Annotated in this window: 18 protein-coding genes; 9 read left to right on the forward strand and 9 right to left on the reverse strand. The window is 60.4% G+C overall.

Annotated elements, in window-relative coordinates; translation table 11 throughout:
- Window positions 1–65 precede the first annotated feature (65 nt).
- A complete protein-coding gene (locus tag IWY39_RS18220) occupies window positions 66–428 on the forward strand; it encodes a nuclear transport factor 2 family protein (RefSeq protein ID WP_107126024.1) in 363 nt (120 codons plus the stop codon).
- Window positions 425–748 carry an alpha/beta fold hydrolase gene (locus IWY39_RS18225; protein WP_107126023.1) on the forward strand — a complete coding sequence of 108 codons (324 nt, stop codon included), beginning with the start codon at window positions 425–427 and terminating at the stop codon, window positions 746–748. The genes IWY39_RS18220 and IWY39_RS18225 overlap by 4 nt, the downstream gene beginning before the upstream one ends.
- A gap of 201 nt (window positions 749–949) precedes the next feature.
- Here the strand turns inward: IWY39_RS18225 and IWY39_RS18230 are convergent, their stop codons facing one another.
- Window positions 950–1,582 (reverse strand): tyrosine-type recombinase/integrase, encoded by a 633-nt coding sequence (locus IWY39_RS18230; RefSeq protein WP_107126051.1) that lies wholly within the window; start codon window positions 1,580–1,582, stop codon window positions 950–952.
- Window positions 1,583–1,802: 220 nt separating this feature from the next.
- On the opposite strand from IWY39_RS18230, the gene IWY39_RS18235 reads away from it, so the two are divergent.
- From IWY39_RS18235 to IWY39_RS18245, 3 genes are all read left to right on the forward strand, one after another.
- Window positions 1,803–2,837, forward strand: coding sequence for an IS110 family transposase (locus IWY39_RS18235; protein WP_107126022.1), 1,035 nt, complete (start codon window positions 1,803–1,805; stop codon window positions 2,835–2,837).
- Between the two features lie 429 nt (window positions 2,838–3,266).
- On the forward strand, window positions 3,267–5,021 hold the full coding sequence (locus IWY39_RS18240; RefSeq protein WP_229380758.1) for an SLC13 family permease: 1,755 nt from the start codon (window positions 3,267–3,269) through the stop codon (window positions 5,019–5,021).
- A gap of 32 nt (window positions 5,022–5,053) precedes the next feature.
- Window positions 5,054–5,974 carry a mechanosensitive ion channel family protein gene (locus tag IWY39_RS18245; RefSeq protein ID WP_107126020.1) on the forward strand — a complete coding sequence of 307 codons (921 nt, stop codon included), beginning with the start codon at window positions 5,054–5,056 and terminating at the stop codon, window positions 5,972–5,974.
- Here the strand turns inward: IWY39_RS18245 and IWY39_RS18250 are convergent.
- The 5 genes from IWY39_RS18250 to IWY39_RS18270 all read right to left on the reverse strand — a co-directional run bounded on the left by IWY39_RS18250 (window position 5,971) and on the right by IWY39_RS18270 (window position 10,083).
- A complete protein-coding gene (locus IWY39_RS18250; protein WP_107126019.1) occupies window positions 5,971–6,339 on the reverse strand; it encodes a YidH family protein in 369 nt (122 codons plus the stop codon). The genes IWY39_RS18245 and IWY39_RS18250 overlap by 4 nt on opposite strands.
- A 700-nt stretch (window positions 6,340–7,039) precedes the next feature.
- Window positions 7,040–7,828, reverse strand: coding sequence for an SDR family NAD(P)-dependent oxidoreductase (locus IWY39_RS18255; protein ID WP_107126018.1), 789 nt, complete (start codon window positions 7,826–7,828; stop codon window positions 7,040–7,042).
- A gap of 11 nt (window positions 7,829–7,839) precedes the next feature.
- Window positions 7,840–9,030 carry a zinc-dependent alcohol dehydrogenase gene (locus IWY39_RS18260; RefSeq protein ID WP_107126017.1) on the reverse strand — a complete coding sequence of 397 codons (1,191 nt, stop codon included), beginning with the start codon at window positions 9,028–9,030 and terminating at the stop codon, window positions 7,840–7,842.
- A complete protein-coding gene (locus tag IWY39_RS18265) occupies window positions 9,030–9,605 on the reverse strand; it encodes an SRPBCC family protein (protein ID WP_107126016.1) in 576 nt (191 codons plus the stop codon). The genes IWY39_RS18260 and IWY39_RS18265 overlap by 1 nt, the downstream gene beginning before the upstream one ends.
- Before the next feature lie 250 nt (window positions 9,606–9,855).
- Window positions 9,856–10,083 carry a DUF3072 domain-containing protein gene (locus IWY39_RS18270; RefSeq protein ID WP_107126015.1) on the reverse strand — a complete coding sequence of 76 codons (228 nt, stop codon included), beginning with the start codon at window positions 10,081–10,083 and terminating at the stop codon, window positions 9,856–9,858.
- A gap of 164 nt (window positions 10,084–10,247) precedes the next feature.
- Here IWY39_RS18270 and IWY39_RS18275 point away from each other — a divergent pair, with 164 nt between their 5' ends.
- From IWY39_RS18275 to IWY39_RS18290, 4 genes are all read left to right on the forward strand, one after another.
- Window positions 10,248–10,463, forward strand: a complete 216-nt coding sequence (locus tag IWY39_RS18275; protein WP_107126014.1) for a hypothetical protein — start codon at window positions 10,248–10,250, stop codon at window positions 10,461–10,463.
- A gap of 61 nt (window positions 10,464–10,524) precedes the next feature.
- The gene (locus IWY39_RS18280) at window positions 10,525–10,767 is read left to right on the forward strand and encodes a hypothetical protein (RefSeq protein ID WP_229380757.1); all 243 of its coding nucleotides are present in this window, start codon (window positions 10,525–10,527) and stop codon (window positions 10,765–10,767) included.
- A gap of 46 nt (window positions 10,768–10,813) precedes the next feature.
- Window positions 10,814–11,704, forward strand: coding sequence for a diacylglycerol/lipid kinase family protein (locus tag IWY39_RS18285; protein ID WP_181316834.1), 891 nt, complete (start codon window positions 10,814–10,816; stop codon window positions 11,702–11,704).
- Complete coding sequence (locus IWY39_RS18290; RefSeq protein WP_196871672.1) at window positions 11,685–12,554, forward strand: inositol monophosphatase family protein; 870 nt, start codon at window positions 11,685–11,687, stop codon at window positions 12,552–12,554. The genes IWY39_RS18285 and IWY39_RS18290 overlap by 20 nt, the downstream gene beginning before the upstream one ends.
- A 7-nt stretch (window positions 12,555–12,561) precedes the next feature.
- Here IWY39_RS18290 and IWY39_RS18295 read toward each other — a convergent pair whose 3' ends face one another.
- From IWY39_RS18295 to IWY39_RS18305, 3 genes are all read right to left on the reverse strand, one after another.
- Complete coding sequence (locus IWY39_RS18295) at window positions 12,562–13,332, reverse strand: SDR family oxidoreductase (RefSeq protein ID WP_107126010.1); 771 nt, start codon at window positions 13,330–13,332, stop codon at window positions 12,562–12,564.
- An 82-nt stretch (window positions 13,333–13,414) separates the two neighbouring features.
- On the reverse strand, window positions 13,415–16,540 hold the full coding sequence (locus IWY39_RS18300; protein ID WP_229380755.1) for a DEAD/DEAH box helicase: 3,126 nt from the start codon (window positions 16,538–16,540) through the stop codon (window positions 13,415–13,417).
- A 52-nt stretch (window positions 16,541–16,592) separates the two neighbouring features.
- Window positions 16,593–16,808, reverse strand: coding sequence for a hypothetical protein (locus tag IWY39_RS18305; RefSeq protein ID WP_107126009.1), 216 nt, complete (start codon window positions 16,806–16,808; stop codon window positions 16,593–16,595).
- Between the last annotated feature and the right edge of the window lie 21 nt (window positions 16,809–16,829).

Below are 16,829 nucleotides of genomic sequence, written 5' to 3' on the forward strand. Positions count from 1 at the left end.
GACAGGTAATCGCATCGCTCCACGTGGCGCGCCACATAGCCGATGGACAGCAGAGGAGACCAACCATGACCGACCCACATTCCATCGCCCGCGCGTATATCGCCTTGTGGAACGACGCCGATGATGCGTCGCGCCGCGACCGCCTGTCAAAGGGCTGGAGTGCGAATGCCCGCTATGCCGATCCGATGATGCAGGGCACCGGCCACGACGGCATTGCCGCGATGATCGACGGCGCGCGCGTGCAGTTTCCCGGGCACAGCTTCACTTTGGCTGGCACGCCCGACGGTCACGGCGATTTCGTGCGCTTTTCCTGGACGCTCGCCCCTGACGGCGGCGCGACCGTCGCAGCGGGCACCGATGTCGTGCGGCTGGATGCGGACGGCCGCATCGGGGAGGTCATCGGCTTTCTCGACGGAGGCGCGGCATGAGCTCGGCGTTCGTTGCACGCGGCGATGGCCACGGCCTGTTCGTGCGCGACTGGGGCTGCGGTCCGCCGGTGCTTCTCCTAGCCGGTTGGGCGATGGACTCGCGCATCTGGGGCGAGACGATGCTGCGGCTGAACGCTGCGAGCCTGCGGGCCATCGCCTATGATCGCAGGGGTCATGGTCGGCCGACCGATGGGGGCGGTTACGACTATGACGCGCTTGCCGACGATCTCTCTGCGGTGATCGAGGCATCGAGCTTGCACGACGTGATGCTGGTAGTGCTCGTCGCAGTGATGCCGTCCGACCGCAATCGTAAAGAGTAAAATGGCGGTTTGCCGGTGCGCTCATTCAAAACCGGGCGCTCAACTTCTGACCAGTCATGGCATAGCCGAGCCCATGCTTCCCGCGCCGTTTGAAAATCAGGTTTTGGTTGTTGAGCTGCCGTTCGCGGGAGGCGCAGCGAATGGCCCCTTTGTCCCAAGCGCGGTTAAGCGGCCCCTCGCCGGAGGCGAGGAGCCGACGGGTCAGATTTCCGTATTCTCGGCAAGGGCAAGCGCGTCTTCTACGTCGATCCCGAGATAGCGTACCGTGTTCTCGATCTTGCTATGACCGAGAAGGATTTGGACGGCACGAAGGTTGCCGGTCGCCCTGTAGATAATCGATGCCTTCGTCCGGCGAAGCGAGTGCGTGCCATATTCGCTTCGCATCAGGCCGACGCCTGTCACCCACTCATCAACGAGCCGGGCGTACTGGCGGGTGCTAAGATGCCCGTTTTGGTCAACCCGGCTTGGAAAGACATAGTCATTGACCGTGCCGCCCCGCCGATCGAGCCAAGCCAGCAGGCTAGCCCGTGCGTCTGGCAGCAGTTCGAACTGAACGGGTCGACCTGTTTTCTGCTGCATGACGATCGCACGCGTTCGGATCTGCCCGCCGCTGACGATGTCGCCGATCTTCATCTGCACCAAATCGCAGCCCCGAAGTTTGCTGTCGATCGCCAGGTCAAATAGTGCCCGATCTCGCAAGCGGCGGCGCTGATTGAGGTAGAATCGGATCTCCCAGATTTGCTTCGGTTTCAGCGCGCGTTTCGCGCCGACGGTTCTTCCCGCATTCCAAACGGGGCGTTTGGTGGTGGCGGGTTCAGTTTCAGGCATCTCCATGATCATTCTCCGATGGCCAGGGTGGCCGTCCGGAGAACGCTTTGGCGTGGGATAAGCAGGATGGTCTCGGAGCGACTGCCCACCAGACCCGGTCGCTCACATCCGCAGTCGGAAGTCGTCTTTAGCCGAAAGCAGATGGGTTGGATGGCTCCCGCTCACGGCATCTAAGTGCCAAGGTGTGAAGGCTATCAGGCATTCACGAGCATATGGGAGCCACCCGATGGAGATTATGACGATCGGCCTTGATTTGGCCAAGACCGTTTTCCAAGTTCACGGTGTTGATGCGGCGGGCAAGGCCGTCGTCCGCAAGGCATTGCGTCGAGCGCAGGTGCTACCGTTTTTCGAGAAGCTGTCGCCCTGTCTCGTCGGCATCGAGGCGTGCGGCACGTCGCATCACTGGGCGCGTGAGCTAATCAAGCTCGGGCATGACGTTCGCCTAATGCCGCCGGCTTATGTCAAACCGTATGTGAAGCGCGGCAAGACTGACGCGGCGGATGCAGAAGCGATATGCGAGGCGGTCACCCGTCCAACAATGCGGTTCGTGCCAGTCAAATCACCGGAGCAGCAGGCAGCGTTGTCGATGCACCGGAGTCGAGATTTGCTCGTCAAGCAGCGCACGCAACTGGTCAACATGATGCGCGGAGTTCTAGCCGAGTTCGGCATCGATATTCCACAAGGTCTTCACCGCGCATTGGAGATGGCACGCGCGATCGTCGAGGGAGAGGCTCCAGACGTGCCGCCCGACGCCGTAAAGGTCGTTGCTCGGCTATCGCAACAAGCGCTGGACGCTCATGCCCAGCTTCGAGAAATCGAGCGCGACCTGCTCGCCTGGCAACGCAAAAGCGACCTCGCAACTCGTCTCCTGACGATACCGGGCATCGGCCCTATCGGAGCGACAGCGCTGGCGGCGTCAGTCACTGATCCGCACCAGTTCCGCTCTGCGCAACAGTTCGCCGCTTGGCTGGGCCTGACGCCTCTGCAGAGCTCGAGCGGCGGTAAGGAACGGCTTGGACGCATCACCAAAATGGGCGACAAATATCTTCGCAAGTTGCTCGTCGTGGGCATGACGTCGCTGGTGCGGCGAGCTAAAAATCAGCCCCGGGCGGTAGATCCACGTCTCGTCACTCTGCTGGCACGAAAGCCGATGCGAGTGGCGACCGTCGCAATGGCGAACAAGACCGCCCGGATCGTCTGGGCGGTCATGGTGCGGGGTGAGGTCTACAAAGAGCATCACGTGCCAGCGCTAACGGCATAGAACGATGAGTTAGCTGAGGAGACAGCTCAAGGAGTTGTGAGAGCAAAGCGAGATGATGGCGAACCGGTCAGACCGGGAACCGGGACAACCCAGCGAATGACGAAGGCGCTATAGCCTGCAAAGCAGTGTGGGACCCAGTTCGCGGATACCATCAGGGCCAGCAGTCTTTCTGACGACTGCACCAACAGGCCAGACAGAAGTCTGCACCCGACCAACCGCCAGATTATCGATTTTGTGCTTGCAACGCGGGAGCCATCCACAGAGGTCAATCCCGGGCAATGCCAACAGTCAGCAAAGCGTCCTTTCGCTGCCATTCGAGACGCCGGATCGAAATCCCGAATGCTGCCTTCCATTTAATATCGCCAATCCAAACGGCACCGGTTATGCAGAGTGATGATAAACGCGCCTTCCTTCCATGCCGTTGGAGCAATGCTGCTGACCGGCGCCATGTTCTACGGCTTTATATCGGGCCGTGCTCGCGTCGAGATCATCTCGCTGCTCACGATCAGCGCTATCGCCCTCGGCCTCTATTCGTTCCCACTACCCGGTCGGGCGCCCACGGAAGGGCTAAAGCTCGCGTTTGAGGGGTTCGGCCATTATGCCCTCGTCACAATCTGCGCACTGATGGTGCTGGGGCGCGGGCTGGTGACGACTGGAGCGCTAGAGCCTGTCTCTCGTCTGTTGACACGGGTTTGGCGGTTTAACCAACAAATCGGCCTGCTTGTTACTTTGGTTTTGGCGCTCGGTATGAGCATGATGGTCAATGACACACCGGTGCTCGTGTTGATGCTGCCTATCATGGCGGCGATCGCAGCCAACGGTGGAATGCCTGCATCGCGCACGCTGATTCCGATCAATAGCGCAGTTTTGATCGGCGGCATGTCGACCACTATCGGCACTTCAACTAACCTGCTGGTGGTGTCGATCGCTGGCGATATGGGATTGCCGGCGATGACGGTGTTCCATTTCACGCCGATCGTAATGATGGCGGCAGTGGTGGCATTGCCGTTCATCTGGCTGGTGATGCCACGATTGCTACCCGACAACTCGGTCGTGGCCGGGCACGCGCCGCGCCAGTTTACCGCGCTGCTGCGTCTCGGGGGCAGTTCTGTTGCCTGGGATGTGCCGCGCAGCCGACTGGACGCACTGCTGCCGACGGGAGTTGAGATTCTGAGCGAGCCAGGCGGCGATGGCCGGATGCTGGTGCGAGCAACGCATGTGGCACTAGAGGAAACGATGCGCGTGCTCGGCGCCACTGCGGCCCCAGCATGGTTGATGGAGCGGCTACGCGGTGGTTACGCCCGGACCGGCGAAGATCTCACTGTCGTCGAATTGTCGATACCGAAGGATTCGGGACTCATCGGCAGAGGCGTCGCATCGGCCAACGTCGCGGAACGCTATAATACCGCCATTCTGGGTGTACATCGCGCCCACCGGTCGTGGTTGGCGGAGCCATCGACTGACGTTATATCCGAAACTGCTTTCGATGAAGGTGATATCCTGCTGGTCACCGGAACGCGCGCCAACATCCGTAAAATGTCATTAGCTGAGAACGTGCTAATACTCGACGGTGCAAAGGAGATGCCCCGCACCGCAAAGGCCACGCTGGCGCTGGCGATCATGGCGTGTGCGGTGATACCGGCCAGCATGGGGATCGTACCGATTGCGATCTCGGCGCTGGGGGGCGCCATCGCAATGTTGGTGACTGGCTGCGTGAGATTTGATCGAATTGGACGCGCACTGTCGGCCAAGGTGATCGTGCTGGTCGCCGCGAGCATCGCGATCGGCCGCGTCGTGCTAGAAACCGGCGCGGCTACTTGGCTGAGCGAATTGCTCGCGTTGGGATTACAGTTTCTACCGCCAGCAGGAGTTTTGGCAGCTGTGATGCTCTTCGTCACCTTGCTGACGAATTTTGCGTCGAACACCACCGCTGCAGCGGTCGGTACGCCAATCGCCTTCAGTCTGGGGCAGCAACTGAATATCCCCGTTGAGCCGCTCGTGCTCGCGGTCCTGTTCGGCTGCAATCTGTGCTACGCCACTCCGGTCGCCTATCAAACCAATATGCTGATCATGTCGGCAGGCGACTATAAGTTTGGCGATTATACCCGAACCGGCTTGCCACTAGTTGGCTTGATGATTGTTACCCTCTCTGCGCTGCTAGTGTATCGATACGGCCTCTACTGACGGCCAATTGAGAATATCCGAAAGATATCAGCATGGACCTCGTCGAAATTCTGGTAAATCGCCTGCAGCAGATGTTAGCCGATTTCATTCGCGTGCTGCCGCAACTCGGCATCGCGCTGGTCGTGCTGATGCTGACCTGGCTGGCCGCCAAGTTCGCGCGCCGCATTGCTGAGCGGCTACTTCGCCACACCGATATCCGGGGAACGTTGATCAACCTGTTCGAGACGGTCACGGGCGTGATCATCTGGCTGATTGGTCTGATGATCGCCAGCTCAATTGTCCTACCGGGGGTGACGCCCGCCAACCTGCTTGCACTGGTCGGACTAGGTTCGGTCGCGGTCGGATTTGCGTTTAAGGACATTTTTGAGAATTTCCTCGCCGGCATACTCATAATGCTGAGGCGAAAGATGCGCATTGGTGACATGATCGAGTGCGAGGATGTCTCGGGCAAGGTCGAACACATAACGCTGCGCGACACCTATCTGCGGCATCTCAGCAACGAGCTAGTGCTCGTGCCCAACGCATACCTGTTCAAAAACCCCGTGAAGATCCTGACTGACTCGTCGACGCGCCGGCATCAAGTCGAGGTGGGCGTCGGCTACGACGTCGATCTGGACGAAGCGCACGGTGTGATCGAGGCAGCGGTGCGTCGTGCTGATGGAGTCGATAGTGAGCAACGCATCGACATATTCGCCAAGGAGTTTGGCGACAGTTCAGTTAATTTTCTTGTACGATGGTGGGCGGGCTCGAAACCTTACGAGGCGCACGCCAGCCGTGATGCAGTTCTTCGTAGCATCAAGCGGGCCTTAGACGATGCGGGGATGGAGATCCCTTATCCATATCGAACGTTGACCTTCAAGGAAGCCCTGCCGATTGCGTTAGAGCGGAAGCTGGCGTCAGAACAGGATAAGCATAAGGCGTCAGCTGTTGAGCTCGGCGAAGACAAATATTAGCTGAGCCACCAGATCGCCACGATCAAACTGGCGGCGCCAACTGAGATTGCAATCGCCATGACTTTGAAATTGGTCGTGGCCACGTCTGTGACACTGTGGGCGCTGAGACGAGCCTGCACGCGGCATGCGCGCCGCTCGGCGGATACGACAAGAAACACGGCGAGGACGATGAACAAGGTAGCGATCGCCTTGGCGACCCATGTTGGCTCGACGGGCTTAAACAGTGCATTAAAGCCGATGCCGATGCCGATCGAGGCCATTGCAGTCCGCGCCCAGCCGCCGAAGGTCCGCTCGTTTGCGAGAAGAGTACGATCTTCGGCCAGATCAGTGCGATCCTTCGCAAGCTCTGTTTTGGATTCGTCCATGAACGAGGCGTATCATGGCTTTTAGCTGCAGTGTCACCAAATCATTGTGGAATAAAATTCACTGGCCGCAGCGCGCCGTACGTCGAGAACGACAACCGGCACGGTTCACACACAGTATCGTAGCGAGGACTTGAGCGTTTGACTTGTTTACGTTTTGTAGCAGAACTTGCTAAACGAATGCCAGCCGTTTTCATTAGCGCATCTACGCGGCGCCAGTGCGCTGCTACCCCCTTTTCGGTAGCCCGTCAGGCGAAGCGAGCCGACGATCGACTGTCGGGTTTTGGCACTGAACCTGCCGCTGCACATTCCGCGCGGGAACGGCAGAATTGTCCCACGACGCAGCGTTAGCCCCGGGTGAAATCGACCCAAATCCGACATTCAGGAGCGGATTTTTGTATCCCGGCTGCGGAACGTCCGGTTCTGGTGGCAATCCACCGAAATACCTTGTTTCGATGCGGTGGTGCGAAGGCTGGTTACCGTAATTCGACGTTTGCAGGCTCCATCGATTTGAGCTGTACCAACGAATCTCTTCTAAAACAGTATGTGAGCAAAGATGAGGATGGCCAGCCTCCCTCCAAGCCCGCCTACCCATCTTGGCAAATTCGATAATTTGGTAGATCGATTTTCTTCAGCGAAAAAGGGAGCGCAGCTTCCAATCCCGGTCGTCTACCGAGCAAAAGTGATAGGTTTGCACAGGGCTCTAGCCTTTGTGGGCCGACCCCGGTTCCGCCATCTTACGATGCTGCTCCGCCAGCACCGAGGCCGGGGTGACATGCGCGACGGCCACTTGCACCTTGTTCTTCCACCCGGATACGATATGCGCTTCGCCCTTCATAAGCGCATCCCAGCCATCGCGCGCCACGTCGGTAGGATCGCTCTTGCTGTCGGATGATCCCACGCTAGTGTCGAGCATGTCGGCGCGATCGAAAAATTCCGTCTCGACCGGACCTGGCATCAGGGTCGTGACGGTGACGCCCTGGCTGTCTTTGATCTCGTTACGGATCGCATCGGCAAAGCTGTCCACGAACGCCTTGCTGCCATTATAGACAGCCTGGAAGCTGCCTGGAATGAAGCCTGCGATTGATCCGGTGATCAACACCTTGCCGTCGTTACGCGCCACCATGGCCTTCAGGACCTGTTGCAGCAGATACAGGGTGCCAGTAATGTTCGTGTCTACGACGCGCCGCCAGTCGCTCACGTCCTGATCGAGAAAAGCGTGGCCAAGCCCGCGCCCGGCATTGGCGCATAGCAGATCGACCTGTCGACCATTGGCCGCGGCGAGGAGCGTGTCCACGCCTTGTAATGTCGAAAGATCGGCCTCGACCGAGATAACTTCGACGCCATGCTGCTTGAAATCCTGCGCTGCGGCGTCGATCAGCGGTTCGTCGGCCACGACTAGCAAGTCATACCCATTTTCCGCGGCGATGGAGGCGAGTTCAAAGCCGATGCCGGTGGAGGCGCCGGTGACGATCGCGAATTTATTGGCCATGTCTGTCTCTCCTATTGCGCGGCGGCGGCAAGACCGGGCTTCAGCACGATCTTGGTCACTTCATTCTGATTGTCGTGGAACATCTTGTAGCCCTTGGGCGCGTCTTCCAGCCCCATGCGATGGGAGATCAGGAAGGTCGTATCGATCTTGCCCTCCAGAATGGCATTGAGCAGGGCGGGCATATAATGCTGCACACTTGTCTGGCCAGTCTTGAGTGTCAGCCCCTTCTCCATGAAAGCACCCAAGGGAAACTTGTCCACGAAGCCGCCATAGACGGCCGGCATCGACACACGCCCACCCTTACGACAGGCATGGATCGCCTGCCGGATCGAATGGGTGCGATCGGTCCCCAGGAACAGTGACGCCTTGATCTGATCCACCACATTGTCGACGAAGAAACCATGGGCTTCTAGGCCCACCGCGTCGATCACCGCATCAGGCCCGATGCCGCCGGTCATCTCCATCAACGCTTCGTAGGTTTTGGATTCCTCGAAATTGATCGTCTCCGCGCCGAATTTTTTCGCCAGTTCCAGCCGATGCGGAAAATGGTCGATCGCGATGACGCGATGCGCGCCCATCAGGAAAGCGGATTGGACTGCAAACAGTCCGACCGGCCCGCAACCCCACACCGCCACCGTGTCGCCCGGTTCGATATCCGCATTCTCTGCCGCCTGCCAGCCGGTCGGCAGGATGTCGGATAGGAACAGCACTTCGTCATCTTCGAGCCCATCCGGCACCACGATCGGTCCCACATCGCTGAACGGCACGCGGACATATTCAGCTTGGCCGCCTGCATAGCCGCCGGTCAGATGGCTGTAGCCAAACAGCCCGGACATCGGCTGGCCGTACATCTCCTGCCCGATGTCCTGATTGTCGGCCGGGTTGCCATTGTCGCAGGCGGAATATTGATGCTTGCCGCAATGATAGCAACTGCCGCAGGCAATGGTGAAGGGCACCACGACGCGCTGTCCCTTTTGCAATGTGGATTTGGGACCGGTTTCGACCACTTCGCCCATGAACTCATGGCCCAATATGTCGCCCGCCTGCATGGTCGGAATATAGCCGTCATACAGATGGAGGTCGGACCCACAGATCGCTGTCGACGTGATTTTGATGATCGCATCGCGCGGGTTGAGGATTTCGGGATCGTCGACGGTATCGACGCGGACGTCATGCTTGCCGTGCCATGTGAGCGCGCGCATCAGGCTTTCTCCTCGTCACGTTGCTTTTGGGTCCAGGCTGCGGTTGCGATCTCGCCCGTTTCCATCAATTGCTTGAACCGGCGCAGATCGCGTCGCGCTTGGATGGCGGGTTCCCGTTGGAAGAGCTTGGCGATCACCTTGCCCACCACGCCTGCGGGCGGATCATAGGCGATGGTTGCCGTAACGATCGTCCCGCGATCGCCGGCATCGCGAAATTCGATGCGGCCGCTATTGGGGACATCGGCGCCTTCGGCAGAGGTCCAGGCAATCAATTCGCCAGCCTTCTCCTCCGTAATGGTCGCGTCCCATTCCACGATGCGTCCAGCCGGCGCCTTCACCACCCAATGCGAGGTCGTGGCGGACAGGATGTCGATGCGTTCGACATTGTCCATGAACGACGGCAGATTGGCAAAATCGCGCCAATAGGCGAAGAGTTCGTCGCGAGGTCGGTTGATCGTGACCGCGCGCCCGATCGGGTCGTCACCCTTGGGTCGCGTCACGGCCTCGATGGCGCTCGCACGCTCTTCGTTCAATTTCGATGTCGTCGGTGGAGCGTCGTCTGTCGCCATCGTCATGGATTTTCTCCAGCTATTCTTATAATGTCCGCACGGAGCAGTCCGATCGTTCGGGGGCTGCGTTTCGGTATGAGCGGACAACGCCTGGATGTCGGATGGGTCCCACGGTCGGTTGGAAAATCTATCTGATCGACATCAGTTTGAGGATTGGACGTGACGCTGTGGCAGGCCCGGCCCCCTCCATCAAAATTAGATCATGTGGTGCGATTCCCGGCATGAACCATCACAAATGGTTCGAACTACAAGTCCGTCAGACGCGCCCAAGCTTTGCTTTCATCTCATCGATCTGACGCGATGCATCTGCTTTCTTCAGATCTCCGGTTGGCAGTTCCACACCCGCTTCTTCGCATAAGGTCGCTAGATAGGACGCCTGCGCGCCGGTGATGGGTTCATTGCCCGACACCCAATCTGCTGGATCATTCTCAGCGTTCGAAGCCGGGTGCTCGTCGAGTTTGGGATTACGGGAATGGTCGGTCATGACAGCTTTATTGTTCTTGATATGTTCAGATACAACCGTCCACGCAGCATGTGGTTCCTGCAATAAGGTTGGAGAAGGAATGCAACCGATCGCTCGATCGGCGCTTCATACCAAAGCCGTGGATAGCCTCCGGCTATGGGGTATGGAAAGGAAGGATCAAGCTGATGCCTGGAAACGAGAATGGTCTCAACCCTGAACAGGGTCAATCGGACGAGCTGCCCCGTCGTGGGTCTGTCGGTGACGTGCAACCCAATGAGGATGATCCCGATCCCCGCACAAGCGGCGGCAAGTCGCAGGAGGATGTCGAGGATCGTCCCTCCGTCGGCACGGTAAAACCGGAAGATTATCCAGAGGCCGATCGCGCCGATTCCAAGCCCTGACGAAAGGATCACCATGAGCACCACATTGACAGGCACATTCGATAGCCGGGACCAGGCGGACATGGCCGTGGAACGGCTGGTCCAGGAAATCGGCATCGAACGCACCGATATTTTCGTGGCGGCATCCGGACCAGACAACAGCGCAGGCAACCGAACCGGAGGCGCAGATAGCGAAATGGTCGATCAGGAGGAAAGGGACGATGTCCCTCTTGCTGGCGGCATCATGGTTTCGATCGATTTGCAGGATGATGCAAAGATCGAAGTCGTGACAACTGCTTTGGAAGAGTTTGGGGCGCAGCTATGATTGGTATGTCGGAGACGCGATATGGGCTGAATGGCAGATATTTCGCGTGAAGGCGCTCTTGGTCTATAGCCCCAATGCGGGAACAAAGCCCGGGCCGATCCGGTCGCTCATGGGTCAATTGGAAGAGGCTGGCTTTGCCATCCACTATTGCGAACATGGCCAGGACGATATTCGATCCGGGATGAACGGCATGGAAATGGCGATCGCCGCTGGCGGTGATGGGACCGTAGCTTCGGTCGCCACCGAGATACCCGACCGATCTGTACCCATTGCGATCCTGCCGATAGGCGGGTCCAATAATGTCGCAAGGGCGCTGGGCATTCGTCAATCGACCGAAGCGGTCATTGCTGGTCTCGACAGTGCGCGCGAAAAGAAGCTGACCGTAGGCAGCGTCACGGGGCCGTTCGGGCGGAAAGGCTTTCTGGAAGCGGTAGGTATTGGCGCGCTCAATCAATCCATCGAACTTGTCGATGAATCGCCCGACACCCCGGAGGAGAAGCGCGAAAACGGCCGCGCGGCATTTCGGGAGACGTTGCGCACGGCCAAGCCGATCGCGTGCGTCGTTGATATCGATGGACGCCGTTTCGACGGGCCATGGCTGCTTGTAGAAATACTCAACATCGGCGCAATCGGCCCACGGCTCCCCTTCGCGCCAAGGGCGGACACACAGGATAAGCTGCTCGACATCCTGCTCGTTGGCGAGGTTGATCGCGACGCCATGGTCGGGTGGGCCGAACATTTCTCCGGCCCGCCACCGGCCCGATTGGAAACCGGCTGCGTCGTCACACTTCAAGCCAGCGGGCTTTGCCCCCGGATCGACGACCGCCCCATCGACATGCCCGACGACGCATGGACGGTAGAAGTACGGCTGGACGACGAGCCGGTGACGATATTGGTGCCGAGCAGCATGACGGGACATGACGATGACACCTGCTAAGCCGATGCCAACACCGGATTTACTTGCCCGCATGGAAGCTGTTGCGGTGGAACTGGCCACGATCGGCGGCCGAGAAATCCTGGCTACGCTGGGCAGCCTTATGGCCGTGCAATATAAGGGGGATGACGACGCCATCGCCTTGATGCGCGATCCGGTGAGCGAAGTCGACAGCCGGGTCGAAGCGATGATCCGTAGTCATCTGGTAAATCATTTTCCCGACCATGGCATCATCGGTGAAGAAATGGCCGTCCAGCCGGGGCTGGACAGTGATTTCGTCTGGGCGGTCGATCCGATCGATGGAACAAGCAACTTCATCAACGGCTTCCCCTTATTCGCATCATCCGTCGGCGTCCTGTACCGGGGGGTTCCGGTCGTGGGCGCCTTATGGTGCAGCACCAGTCATTTGCTGACGCCTGGCGTCTATCATAGCGGCGGCGGCGCGGGTTTGCGGTTCGAAGGCGAACAGGTCTCACGCATGCCCAACCCCGCCGTTCGCAAACGGCTCGCGGGCGACCCGCATGGCCAGTCTGGCGTCGGGCCATGGGATGGGCGCAAGACAGGATCGGCTGCGATCGAATGTGCGTTCGTGGCCGCAGGCCTGCTACAAGTCGCCAGGTTCGCGACACCCAACATCTGGGATGTCGCCGGGGGAATAGCCCTTGCGCACGCATCTGGCGCTTCGGTGTTTCAGAAGGAAGATGGAAATTGGTCGCCATTCGCCAGCTTTGGCGACCAATTGGCGCAGATCGCGCAATGGCGTCGTCCATTGATCCTTGGGACGCCTGAGGATGCCGCCCGCATGACTGACATCCAGCGCGCCGACGCACGAGATCGAAGCCGCCGGATATAGCGACCCGTCAATGCGCGTAGATCATTTTTCTGGTCATGCCGCCATCGACGGTGATCTGCTGGCCCGTGATGAAGCCCGCACCTTCGGACGCCAGAAACAGGACGGTGGCCGCGATGTCGGACGGTTCGCCGACCCGGCCCAACGGATGCTGCTCCCGATCAATAGCGCGATGTTCCACCGCTTCGCGCACCTGTGCTTTTGCCCAGGGACGGGTTTCAATCCAGCCGGGCAAAACGGCGTTGACGCGGATGGCGGGGCCAAGGCTGATCGCCAGCGCATGGGTCAGGGCGCAGAGCGCGCCCTTGGCCGCAGCATAGGCCTCCGTATCGGGTTCCGACTGGATCGCGCGGGTCGACGCCATGATGACGATCGCTCCGTTACGCTGGCGCAGGAGCGGCACAGCGGCGCGCACCATCAGAAAAGCGCCGGTCACATGGCTGTCCTGCCACGCCTGCCATTTCTTGAGCGCCAGTTTTTCGATCGGACCGCTGACCGGATTGGCGAGGCCCGCATTGGATACGAGCAGATCGATGCCCTCGGCCTCTTCCGCCGCCTTGGTCCAGGCTGTAATCTTGTCGAACGCTTTTTCGACGTCACGCTCGCTGGCGACATCAGCCCGGATCGCCATAAGCTTGTCGGTCGGCATTTCGTCAGAAAGGTCACGAACCGCTTCGGCATCCAGGTCCAACACCGCCACTCTCCAGCCCTGCGTCAGCAGGGCCTGTGTGATGCCTTTGCCAATGCCCTGAGCACCGCCTGTAACGATCGCTATCTTCATGTGGAGCAAGCTCTCTTGATGGCACGACAATCCCAGTGCCGCAGATAAGATTGATCGACGCAATGTCGGAGCGTTAGTTCCGCTAAGCGCCAATGCTTTCGAGCAGGTCGGTCACCCGTGCGAGCCTATCAGCCTCGTCCGTGTGCGCCTTCAAAAGCCAGCGGCCGTTTTTTTCGGACAGCCCTGCACATTGGCTCATATTGCTATCGGTTTCGCGCGGCGTCAGCGCTATCGCGGCCGGGCCTGCATCGACGCGTGCAATTCCGGCCGCGCGTGCGAGGATAGCAATCCTGTTGGCCTCGATCAGACGTTCGGCAGCGGGGGGCAGCGGACCAAATCTATCCGCCAGTTCCTCCTCCAGAGCGCTGAGCCCAGCCTCATCGACAAGCCGCGAAAGCCTGACATAGAGGCCCAGGCGGATGTCGGGGTCGGGTATCCAGTCCGATGGCAAGCCGCCCGTGCTGCCCAGATTGAGTTCAGGTGTCCACAGTCCGGCGTCCTCCCCCCGCGCCTCTTTCAACGCCGCTTCGAACAGATGTTGGTAGAGGTCGATGCCGATCAGCTTCATATGCCCGGCCTGCGTGTAGGCCAGAGGATCGCCAGCGCCCCGTTGATCGAGATCGGCTGCACTGATCGCAAAGCCCCCACCCAGCCGGTCGTAGGTCGCCAGCGTGCGCAGCCGCTTCATCGTGCGTTCGGCAATCTCTCCCGCTTCGGTCAGCAAAATGACCTGGCCCCGGCGATTGCCGCGGCCCACCCGCCCGCGCAACTGATGAAGCTGGGCGAGGCCGAAGCGGTCGGCGCGCCAGACGATCATCGTGTTGGCGCGCGGCACGTCCAGCCCCGCCTCGATGATATTGGTCGCGAGCAGGACATCGCCTTCGCCACCGCCAAAGCGGACCATGGCATCGTCGATGGCGGCCACCGGCATCTTGCCATGCGCTTCGATCAGCGCGAGGTCCGGCACGATCCGCGCCAGCCGTTCGGCCAGGGGCGCGAGATCCTCGATACGGGGCACGACGACAAAGCTCTGTCCCCCACGCGACCGTTCACGCAGAAGCGCCGTCCTGATCATCGCATCGTCGGGGCTGGCAAGGCTCGTCCGGATCGGCTGGCGACGGGCGGGCGGCGTCGCGATCACCGACATCTGTTGCAGGCCAATCATCGCGCGGTGCAACGTCCGGGGGATCGGCGTCGCGCTCATCGCCAGCAGATGAAGGTCGGTGCGTCCCCGCAGCCTTGCCTTGTCGGCCGCGCCGAAGCGCTGTTCTTCGTCGATGATGACAAGCCCCAATTGGGCATAGCGTATATCCTTCGCCATCACCGCAGCCGTGCCGATGACGATGCCGATGGACCCGTCGGCCAGCCCGGCCTTCGCCGCCTTCTTCTCCGCCGCACTCGAAAGGCGCGACAGGCCAGCGACGACCACGCCCGTATCGGCAAAGCGGCGCTGGAACGTATCGATATGTTGCCGAACGAGAACCGTCGTGGGCGCGGCCAGTATGACTTGATAGCCTGCAAGGGCGGCAAGCGCGGCGGCCCGCAAGGCGACCTCCGTTTTGCCATAGCCCACATCACCGATAGCCAGGCGATCCATCGGCTGTCCGCTGGTCAGGTCGTCCCGTACCGCCTGGATCGCCCGCGCCTGATCGGCCGTTTCGTTGAACGGGAAGCTGGCGACAAATCGTTCATAAGCGGCGCTATCGGGTTCGATGATCGCGGCTTTGACATCGGCCCTCTCCCGCGCCAGTCGAAGAAGATCTCGCGCGCTTTGGGCCACCGCCTCGTCAATCGCCCCGCGCCGCTTTTCCCAGGTCGATCCGTCCAGCTTGTCGAGCCGCACCGCATCGCCATCGGCGCCATAACGCCATAGCAAACCGGCCTCCTGGCAGGGAACGAGCCGCCGGGCGCCATTGGCATATTCAAGAGCGATCAGTTCTGCATCGCCATCGCCGGGAGCTGGCTCCAGGCCCAGCACGCGCGCGACGCCATGATCCTCATGCACGACCAGATCGCCCGCACGAATGTCGCCGCCCGCCTGGGCAAGCCCGGCGGCAACATTGTCCTGCGTCGCGCCAATCAAAGCCCGGCTACCCAGAAGATCAGCGGCAGCGATCATCACGAGCTTCGTGCCAACAGCGCCCCGGTCGATCGGCGCAACCAGCGCAGCTATCGCGCCCGGCTCAAGCGTATCGACGGCCGCGATCACGTCGATAGCCTCGACCGTAGCCTTGAACGTCTTGGCGATTTTGGGCCGGAGGAAACGGACATCCCGCTCGCTGCCGACCAGCAGTAGACACTTACCTTCCTGCACAAGCGGTGCCGCAAAGCGCTTCAGCGCCGATAGGGGTGAGCGCTGCTCCGCAAAGCGAGGGATGGGCGATATGGCGAAATCCGCCGGATCGCCTGAACGCCAAGCCGCAAGATCCTTCGCCCATAGTGACTGGGATGCGGCATCGATCGCAGAACCCGAATTACCGGCTGCTTGGGTGGCCAGGCGAATGAAACGCGCGCGACGCTGCTCGGCCTTTGCCGAAACATAAAGCCGCCCCGGCCGCAGATGGGCGAGAATGGTGACCTCCCGCTCAGGCTCCGGTTCGGCCGCGCGGCCGATCTCCAGCACCTCGCACGGCGCCTGCGTGCGCTGCGTGATCGGATCATAACGCCGGATCCCGACGACGCGCCCATCGGCGACATCGATCCGGGCCGGCAGCCCGGCATCTGCCGGAAAAATGTCTATGACCTCGCCGCGGACCGCCACCTCACCTGGTTCGTCGACGCGATCGTCGGCGATATAACCAAGCCTTTCCATTTCAGCGGCGAACTGGATGGGATCGATCGGTTCGCCAACTTGCAAGCTGGGGGGCGCGGCGTCGAAGGCAGCGGGGTCCGCATAAAGCCGCGCGGCCCCTTCGCCGCTCATGATGGTTGCAAGAGGAAGGCGCTTGGACTCCTCCCCAAGCCGCCGAAGGTGTCGCAAGGCGGCGACACGTTTCCCGATGTTGGAAGGGGACGCTGGCGCTCCGTCACCGGGCAAGGTGTCACTCGACGGCAGAAAGACGACATGATTGTCAGGCACCAAGGACATGAGCGCACTGGCTGCCGCTTCGGCCTCCTGCTCGTCATCGGCCAGATAGAGCAGATCGCCCGCGTCCAGCGCGTCGAGCAGCATCAATATGGTCTCGCCAATTCCCTGTGACGTGCTCATTCCTCCACCGCGGCGCTAACATCGACCATATCAGGTCCGAGGGTAAGACGACTCAAAAGCCTTCTTCGCCCTGATGATCGCCATGGCCCGTTGCACGCAACGCCGCCCTGTCGCGATCTGCGCGCGCCCGCGCAGTCGCAGTCATCGTTCGTTCTTTCTGCGATGGGGAAGCGTTGGATTTCGGAGCGGCCTGCTCATAGAGGCTGCCCGTCGCTGCTGGCCGTTGATCCGCTTCCTGATTCTGGCCCATCCTCTTCTCTTCCACCATGCGCTCTCCTACAAGTGGCGA

Source organism: Sphingobium sp. JAI105 (assembly GCF_015752145.1).
GTDB classification, from domain to species: domain Bacteria; phylum Pseudomonadota; class Alphaproteobacteria; order Sphingomonadales; family Sphingomonadaceae; genus Sphingobium; species Sphingobium xenophagum.

What these genes read in the sequence shown, in the direction of transcription:
- IWY39_RS18220 (WP_107126024.1), top strand. Translation starts at nt 66, where the DNA reads ATGACCGACCCACATTCCATCGCCCGCGCGTATATCGCCTTGTGGAAC.
- IWY39_RS18225 (WP_107126023.1), top strand. Translation starts at nt 425, where the DNA reads ATGAGCTCGGCGTTCGTTGCACGCGGCGATGGCCACGGCCTGTTCGTG.
- IWY39_RS18230 (WP_107126051.1), bottom strand. Translation starts at nt 1,582, where the DNA reads ATGGAGATGCCTGAAACTGAACCCGCCACCACCAAACGCCCCGTTTGG.
- IWY39_RS18235 (WP_107126022.1), top strand. Translation starts at nt 1,803, where the DNA reads ATGGAGATTATGACGATCGGCCTTGATTTGGCCAAGACCGTTTTCCAA.
- IWY39_RS18240 (WP_229380758.1), top strand. Translation starts at nt 3,267, where the DNA reads ATGCTGCTGACCGGCGCCATGTTCTACGGCTTTATATCGGGCCGTGCT.
- IWY39_RS18245 (WP_107126020.1), top strand. Translation starts at nt 5,054, where the DNA reads ATGGACCTCGTCGAAATTCTGGTAAATCGCCTGCAGCAGATGTTAGCC.
- IWY39_RS18250 (WP_107126019.1), bottom strand. Translation starts at nt 6,339, where the DNA reads ATGGACGAATCCAAAACAGAGCTTGCGAAGGATCGCACTGATCTGGCC.
- IWY39_RS18255 (WP_107126018.1), bottom strand. Translation starts at nt 7,828, where the DNA reads ATGGCCAATAAATTCGCGATCGTCACCGGCGCCTCCACCGGCATCGGC.
- IWY39_RS18260 (WP_107126017.1), bottom strand. Translation starts at nt 9,030, where the DNA reads ATGCGCGCGCTCACATGGCACGGCAAGCATGACGTCCGCGTCGATACC.
- IWY39_RS18265 (WP_107126016.1), bottom strand. Translation starts at nt 9,605, where the DNA reads ATGACGATGGCGACAGACGACGCTCCACCGACGACATCGAAATTGAAC.
- IWY39_RS18270 (WP_107126015.1), bottom strand. Translation starts at nt 10,083, where the DNA reads ATGACCGACCATTCCCGTAATCCCAAACTCGACGAGCACCCGGCTTCG.
- IWY39_RS18275 (WP_107126014.1), top strand. Translation starts at nt 10,248, where the DNA reads ATGCCTGGAAACGAGAATGGTCTCAACCCTGAACAGGGTCAATCGGAC.
- IWY39_RS18280 (WP_229380757.1), top strand. Translation starts at nt 10,525, where the DNA reads ATGGCCGTGGAACGGCTGGTCCAGGAAATCGGCATCGAACGCACCGAT.
- IWY39_RS18290 (WP_196871672.1), top strand. Translation starts at nt 11,685, where the DNA reads ATGACGATGACACCTGCTAAGCCGATGCCAACACCGGATTTACTTGCC.
- IWY39_RS18295 (WP_107126010.1), bottom strand. Translation starts at nt 13,332, where the DNA reads ATGAAGATAGCGATCGTTACAGGCGGTGCTCAGGGCATTGGCAAAGGC.
- IWY39_RS18300 (WP_229380755.1), bottom strand. Translation starts at nt 16,540, where the DNA reads ATGAGCACGTCACAGGGAATTGGCGAGACCATATTGATGCTGCTCGAC.
- IWY39_RS18305 (WP_107126009.1), bottom strand. Translation starts at nt 16,808, where the DNA reads ATGGTGGAAGAGAAGAGGATGGGCCAGAATCAGGAAGCGGATCAACGG.